The 6,000-nt window shown below is 52.9% G+C and carries 5 protein-coding genes and 1 pseudogene; 2 read left to right on the plus strand and 4 right to left on the minus strand.

The window, feature by feature from the left end; all coding sequences use genetic code 11:
- Positions 1–396 precede the first annotated feature (396 nt).
- From BLV81_RS09930 to BLV81_RS09940, 3 genes are all read right to left on the minus strand, one after another.
- Positions 397–888 carry a glycine zipper 2TM domain-containing protein gene (locus BLV81_RS09930; RefSeq protein ID WP_255365092.1) on the minus strand — a complete coding sequence of 164 codons (492 nt, stop codon included), beginning with the start codon at positions 886–888 and terminating at the stop codon, positions 397–399.
- A gap of 826 nt (positions 889–1,714) precedes the next feature.
- Positions 1,715–2,707: an SLAC1 anion channel family protein gene (locus BLV81_RS09935; RefSeq protein WP_092354994.1), complete on the minus strand. Its 993-nt coding sequence runs from the start codon at positions 2,705–2,707 to the stop codon at positions 1,715–1,717.
- Positions 2,708–2,774: 67 nt separating this feature from the next.
- On the minus strand, positions 2,775–3,311 hold the full coding sequence (locus BLV81_RS09940; RefSeq protein ID WP_092354997.1) for a carboxymuconolactone decarboxylase family protein: 537 nt from the start codon (positions 3,309–3,311) through the stop codon (positions 2,775–2,777).
- Between the two features lie 138 nt (positions 3,312–3,449).
- Between BLV81_RS09940 and BLV81_RS09945 the strand changes: the two genes are divergently transcribed.
- Together BLV81_RS09945 and BLV81_RS09950 are read left to right on the plus strand one after the other, a co-directional pair.
- Entirely contained in the window at positions 3,450–4,382 is a 933-nt protein-coding gene (locus BLV81_RS09945; protein ID WP_092355000.1) for an AraC family transcriptional regulator, read from the plus strand.
- A gap of 744 nt (positions 4,383–5,126) precedes the next feature.
- Complete coding sequence (locus BLV81_RS09950; RefSeq protein WP_176992812.1) at positions 5,127–5,540, plus strand: NTF2-like N-terminal transpeptidase domain-containing protein; 414 nt, start codon at positions 5,127–5,129, stop codon at positions 5,538–5,540.
- 309 nt (positions 5,541–5,849) lie between these two features.
- Here the strand turns inward: BLV81_RS09950 and BLV81_RS24080 are convergent.
- Positions 5,850–6,000, minus strand: a pseudogene (locus BLV81_RS24080) (IS5/IS1182 family transposase); the annotation flags it as partial.

Here is a 6,000-nt window from a genome sequence, read left to right on the forward strand (position 1 = left end):
TTATGGCGCAGTTCTATAAACTGCGCCACTGGAGGTGGCGGCTGGAGCGCCTTGTTATGCATGCCCTTCGGGGCGCTGCGACAAAAACACCCAAGGTCCGTAACAGGGTGTGCGCCAGACGTTCGATTGAGACAAAATCGCGGAAGCTAAATGCTCGCTTCCGGCCGACTGCGGCCCGTCGCGGCTAACGGCGAGTCTTGGGTCGTCGGGTACGAGCAGACTCGCCTTGGCGATGAAGAACGACCAGACCTCATTGAGAAAATTGATACGGTGCAGTAACCAGTATTGGATTAGGGCTCCCGGTCTAAGTAATCATGGCTTTGACTGGTTCCTAACGCAGCATCGACAAACAACCATGCGCAAGATTTGCGCATGGTTTCTGACAATATGTGAGCTCTAGTAACCGTATTTCTTGCCAACTACGTCGCCCAGATAACCGCCGCCAACTGCAGCTGCTATGGTCGCAAGCGTACGTCCGTTTCCGCCTCCAACTTGGTGACCGAGTAGGCCGCCAATCACGGCGCCGGTCGCAATACCGACAGTACTGTGTTCCGCGGCTGGTTGCTGAATTGGTTGCTGAATTGGTTGTTGAGCCGGCTGCGAATACGGTTGACTATAATTCGAATCCCCTTGAGCGTATTGCACCGGTGGCGGCGCTTGGGAGTAGGCTGGGGCTACGTGATGTACGACACGTTTGTGATGCACAACCGGCGCTTCATCAAGCTGGGCCGGTGCGGCGTACTGAACCGGAGTGGCGGTAGCTGCAACCACGCTTCCCGCAACCGGCAACGCAGTTGGCGCCGCAGTACTTGCCAACGGTGCGACGCTGCTGTGCGAAGTAGGTAACAAGCCCGTAATAGCGGCCGCAGCAATCAAGCTAACAAGCATGACTGATGCTGCAGCGCCTGCCATCAAAGGGTGAATGCGAGACGACGTTTGATTCATTTCCATTTTGAGCTCCCATATGCCGCCGTGAATGTGGCGTATGGGTAGATTAACGTTCAATGCGTCGACCGGTTAGCGGGAAAAGTGTATCAGGCGTAAGTGACTGTAACGCAAAACCCGGAGAATGAAAGCCATCGGCATTCGGTCATTTCAAACGGTATTGTTTCTGGTCTTCGTGGGAATCGCTGGCTCATAGACTGAAGGCTTTGCACCTATGTAATGGCGGCGACGTATCCGCAGGTACGACACGCTGCTCGCCTGCTTTCTTTGCTTGACACTTTGCCGTCTCAGCGAGGCGAAGAAAATCCTGGCCGCTACGACCACAACCCGGATACCGGAAAGCAGTTCTCGCGTGCTATCCCAGGTCAATACGTAAAGTCGGCGTCATAGTGAGCATTTGGGAAAAGCTTGAACTTACATTGTTTATATAAGCCCTTGTCCTCTGAACTCACTAAACGCGCAAGTTCTTGGAAATAAGGAGCCAACATGGGAGCACCGGTGACGTGGGAAATTGCCCCAGAAGCCAGCGAACGATAGGATATGACTGCATCTACTCTTGTCTGTACATCGCAGATGCTTGTACATTCTAAAGTGTTGCATCGACCAGTTGAATCCGCCACTGGTTGCGGTCACTGGGCTTCGATGAAACTCCGATGGTCAAGCATAGAGACTCCTAACAAAATGAATGTAAATAGAATTATTTTCATAAATATTTCTAATAAAAATTCGCGCGCTGAAAAAAGTGTTTTTCAGTTGAAGCTTTTCAAGCTTACGAACTAATCGCCCGTAGTTCGCCGTTAAAAATTCCAGCTAGAGTTCGAGCGAACAATGCAGCGATTGTGATCGTAGCTAAAGCAAGAAGCCCTATAGCAATGCCTTGGGCCGCAATGTTTCTTTCATAGGAAAAAAACTTCAAGGCTGACACTGCGGACGCTGCCAGCGGAAAGCTAACTGACCACCACGAAACCCGAAATGGACAGCAACGCGCAAGACTCCGAAGGCGAACTAGCAATACAGCCAATATGAAAATAGCCAGGAAAAACAATGCTTTCGCAAACAAATCGATTTGTTCCGTCGTTGTCACATAAGCGGAAAATCCCACTGAAAATGGCGCCACCAAAATGAGCAACGAAGGCTCCATAGCACTCGGCATTGGCGTTTGGAAAAGCAGCCTTGAAAAGATTAACGTGAACAGGGGAATCGCGAAAAAAAGACCAACTGCCAGCGCAAAAATCATCACGTCATGCAAGGCGGGCAGATCCAGCACAGGCAATCCAAGCGGCACGTCGAGCATGCCAACAACCGGAACAATCCATGCCGGAGTTGCATGTTCGATCTGCTGCTGCTGTCCCATCCAGCGACTTACCGTCCACAAGGCAAAGACAGTCATGGCGAGGGCGCCGGTAATCCAGAGAACCCTGGCTAGCACCAGGTTCCAATCCGCCAGAATGATCGGCAACAGCAACAGACTGATCCAGATCGTACCAAACAGGCTGCCCGCAATCGGGTGCATGAATTCATTCCGAACCACTTCCGGCGCCGTAACAAGCTTGGTGATATAGGAAAAAACAAGCGCAATAAAAGCGACAACTGCAAGTACGCCAATTATCAGGGATATCCATTCCGGCGCATTAAATAGGGAATGCGCCAACTTCCACGCGATACTCAATCCGCTCAATCCCATGACCGAACCAAAAAATCCCACCGGCAGATATTCAAAGCGCGGGGCAGCAAATTGCGCGTTCAGAGCGGTGCTTTTCATGTCATTCTCCATACGGTTTTTAGCGGGACTCAGTGTCGGTCAGCTTCAGATTGACACGCGTGGCGGATCAATCCGCAGCAGGGAAATCGACTGTTGTATCGTTTATCCGGTTAACCAGATTGGTGAAGGTAATGCTAGCAACAACCAGTGCGGTGTCGACAATTTGCGCGTCCGTGAAACCGGCTGTCTTGACCGCATTCAGCACCTCGGACGACACGGTGCCGCGTGTTGAGACCAGGTTGCGTGAAAAATTTGCCAATGCATCGTTATGAACATCGCCGGATGGCTGACCGTGGCGCAGATTCAAGATGGCTTCGCGGCTCAAGCCGACTTTCTTGCCGATCAGCGTATGCGCAGCTAGGCAGTAATCGCAGGCTACAGCTTCACTGACCGCAAGCTTGACGATTTCGATTTCTTTGGCGCTGAGGCTGCCTTTTTTCAAGGCAGCATCCAGGTTGAGGGCCGCTTCAAGGGCTACCGGGCTGTTGCTGCCAATCGCAATATATGCGTTTGGCACCATGCCGACGGCTTTTTTGATGGCGCCGAACAATTGTGCCGCTTGGCCGGTGGCTTCGGATACTGCTTGGGTGTAAAGGCGGGTCATGATAATTTCCTTATGGTTAATTGAGGGGTTCTTATGCCTGCGTCGAAGCGGCATGAAATGAAGTATAGTCGGGCGAGTTGGGTTTATTAATGCTTAAAAACTACTATAATTTGCTTATTCGTCTCAATCAAAAGCACCATGGATGCCCTCAGCCGCCTGCTATCACTCTATCCGCTCAGCACCGCGCTTGATATCCGCTGCCACTTCGGCGCGCCGTGGGTGCTTGACCACGCCGCCACCGCGCGCGGCATCGCCCCCTATCATCTGGTCGTCTCGGGGAATGCATGGCTGGATGCAGCGGGACAAAAAGGGGTCGCCCTGCAGGCGGGCGACATCATTGTGTTCCCGAAAGGCAGCGCGCATCGCCTGTACACGGAAGGCGACGACGAACTCACTCCGTTGCGCGACTTGTCCGAGTCGCAAGGGGTGCAAGTGGTGCAAGTCAAGGGCAATGGTGGCGACGGTCCAGTCACCGACATCTTGTGCGGCCAGTTTGAATTCGATCCTGGCGAGTCAAACACCTTGCTGGACGCTTTGCCGGAGATGATCCTGGTGCGCACCGAGGGTCGCCCCGACTTTGCGGGGCTGAAAGCCTTGATAACGATGCTGCGGGTCGAAACGGAAATCATGCGGCCAGGAGCGAGTGCGGTGGTGTCGCAGTTGTCGTCCGCCCTGTTCGCGCTGGTGATCCGGGCGTGGCTGGAGCAAGCCGACGCAGTACCTGGCCTGTTTGCGGTATTGGCCGAACGGCGTTTGCAGGCGGCGCTGCAAGCGATGCTGGCCGCGCCGGAAAAACCATGGTCGCTGGATGATATGGCGGCAGCCTGCCACATGTCGCGCGCCACTTTCGCCCGCCTGTTCCGCAGCGTGGCCGGCACCACGCCCGCCTCCATGCTGATGCAGACGCGCATGGCGCAGGCCGCGCGATGGCTGACGCAAGGCAAGCGTTCAGTCGGCGACATCGGTGAAGCGGTCGGCTATCAATCGGAAGCCGCTTTCAATCGCGTGTTCAAGCGCTGCTTCGGTGTCGGCCCGGGCCAATACCGGCGCAGAGCGCTGATAAGTAGCTAAACTATTCGCATGGTGGATCCTTTTTACACCTTGCGGCGCCAGCCTTGGCAACATTGATGTGTTTTAAAGGTTGGCGTTAGCCCCCCCCCCGTTACTATATTCATACCCCTCATTCTGAGGTATGAATATAGTAACGGGGGGGGCTACGCTCTGCACTCACACTTAAAGGGAGTACTCCATCGCGATTTCGCAGATTGCTCTCTACTTGCTGGGACGCTCAGCCCACACAGTTAGGTTGCCAGGAAGCGGGCACTGTCCATCGGCAGCTAACGCTGCATTTCTGCCGTTGGACCCGCGAGCCGTGACAGGCTGCTTGGGGTCGAAATCAACCAGTAGCGACCAGTTGAATCCGCCGCCAAATCCGGTCATTCGGAAATACCCTGCAAAGCCGACATTGCAACCGATAAATATGAAAAGTCAAATTGAAGGATAATTTTCAACACTACCGGAAACATAGCCGACGCCGTAAAGTGGTGCCATGTCTGAATCATCAGACCGTCAGTTCCCACGGTGAGCATTCTTTTTCAGTACCGGGTGATGCACCCATTCATCGTATCCTGCTGTCGTATTGTTGCCAATGCTGCTATTGGCTGGCTTACTATCCTGATAGCGACCGTTCGGGATGGCGCATCAGTTCAACAGCGTTTATCCGCCATCGGTATTTCGCGGGTTTTATTTTTGCGTTTCCGGGGCGGCGGATAAATGCTATTCGTTAGGGCTCACATTTCACATCTGGGGAAGAAAATGAAGATGAGATTTTTGCTGGTCGTAGTCGGCCTACTGCTCGCAGGGTGCTCGATGTCAAAAGATACGGAACTAGCGGAAGCACAGGTTCCGTCTTTCCACGAACAATGGAATTCAGGCAGGTTCGACGATATCTATTCCTTGTCGTCGCAGGATTTAAAAGCGGCGACATCCCAACAGGATTTCGTATCCCTACTAGAGGCGATTAGTCGCAAACTTGGCAAGGTAAAGACTTCTAGCAAGGCAACGTCGAACACCGATTACAACCACATCACTGGAACTTTCGTAAACCTCACCTACAAGTCAGTGTTCGACAATGGCCCAGCCGACGAGCAGTTTATTTATCGCCTCGATCATGGTGCACCAAAGCTGGTTGAATATCACATAAATTCAATCGCGCTCGTTACTAGGTGAGCCTTAACAATTCATTCAAGCCGAAACCGCTTCGCGGCTCAATTCAGGCGCTGAAGGTCTAATCGTCACAGGCCGCTTTGGGGCGAAGCCCGCGTTTCACGAATGGCGCGGTTCGGCCCAGAGTGTGTAAAAACATAGAAATTCGTTGGCACGATCAATAACGTGTTCAACGACCGCCATCCAAGTCACGAGAGCGGTTTATTCTGACGAGTTTTTCCGTCTGCGGCACGGAATATTTTTTGAGTGGCAGTCTAAAAACCGCCGCAATCCGCTCCAAATCACGTTCATTTTCACAGCAAAAAGAGCCCTTCAGGCCCGGATCTCTCGCATCAATCGGTCGACACCCAATATCTGCATTACACGTTTCAAATTGTAGGCAAGTACGTGCAGACTCATCTCGGTTTTGACCCGTTTCAAAGTCTTCGTCAAGAAGTGCGCCGATCCCATCCACAACTTGATC

The sequence above is a fragment of the Collimonas sp. OK242 genome, assembly GCF_900107095.1.
In the GTDB taxonomy this organism is placed as follows: domain Bacteria; phylum Pseudomonadota; class Gammaproteobacteria; order Burkholderiales; family Burkholderiaceae_D; genus Collimonas.

Excerpts from the sequence above, each read along its gene's own strand:
- BLV81_RS09930 (WP_255365092.1), bottom strand. The coding sequence starts at position 888 with ATGCTTGTTAGCTTGATTGCTGCGGCCGCTATTACGGGCTTGTTACCT.
- BLV81_RS09935 (WP_092354994.1), bottom strand. The coding sequence starts at position 2,707 with ATGAAAAGCACCGCTCTGAACGCGCAATTTGCTGCCCCGCGCTTTGAA.
- BLV81_RS09940 (WP_092354997.1), bottom strand. The coding sequence starts at position 3,311 with ATGACCCGCCTTTACACCCAAGCAGTATCCGAAGCCACCGGCCAAGCG.
- BLV81_RS09945 (WP_092355000.1), top strand. The coding sequence starts at position 3,450 with ATGGATGCCCTCAGCCGCCTGCTATCACTCTATCCGCTCAGCACCGCG.
- BLV81_RS09950 (WP_176992812.1), top strand. The coding sequence starts at position 5,127 with ATGAAGATGAGATTTTTGCTGGTCGTAGTCGGCCTACTGCTCGCAGGG.